The organism is Pseudomonas entomophila, assembly GCF_029478665.1.
Classification (GTDB): domain Bacteria; phylum Pseudomonadota; class Gammaproteobacteria; order Pseudomonadales; family Pseudomonadaceae; genus Aquipseudomonas; species Aquipseudomonas entomophila_F.
This window is the reverse complement of sequence record NZ_JARPQB010000124.1, coordinates 1-622: the sequence shown is the minus strand read 5'-3', so window position 1 is coordinate 622 and position 622 is coordinate 1. Positions and strand designations below refer to the sequence as shown.

The 622-nt window shown below is 67.5% G+C and carries 1 protein-coding gene; it reads right to left on the bottom strand.

Annotation, left to right across the window (positions count from 1 at the left end):
- Positions 1-103 precede the first annotated feature (103 nt).
- The coding region (locus tag P5705_RS26190; protein WP_277463752.1) for a BRO-N domain-containing protein at positions 104-622 on the bottom strand (519 nt) is incomplete at its 5' end.

Genomic DNA, 622 nt, shown 5'->3' with positions numbered 1-622 from the left:
AATGATCGCCGGGGCCGCTTTGCGGCCCTTTCGCGACACAAGGATCGCGCCAGGCTTGAGGTGAGCGTGGTCGCGGTGGGCGGACTTGCCCCGCGAAGGGCAGCTAATCCCCCACCCCATGCAACCGCAACGCCCGCTGCGCACAGGCCTTCCAGCTCAGCCTGCGCCGCTCGGGCACCACCAAGGGCACTTCCGCCGCCATCACCACCGGCACATCCCGCATCCGCACCCAAGGCTCGCTCTGCCAATACAACAGACTCGCCGTCTGCCCACCCGGCCAACACATCCTGCCCAGGCGCGGCAGGTCGTCCAGCGCCGCGTCCCGCCCATCGCGCAGCACCGCGACTACGTCGTGGGTCAGCCAGTGCCGCAGGTGGCGGTTTTCCGGAATGTGGTGATGAGCCAGCAGGGTATAGGCCCCGGACTCGCTGACCATGGTGGTCTCGCCGTACTGGCCATAGCGCAACAGCTGCACGGTGCGATGCTGGTCCGGGTCGGGCTTGCGGATGCAGTGTTCGTCGAAGAAACGCCCGGTCATTCGGCCGAGTTCGTGGGCGCAGAACCAGGCCTGGGATTCGAGCCAGAGGGTGTGGAGGGGGCGGTTGTGGCGGGTGAAGAGGGT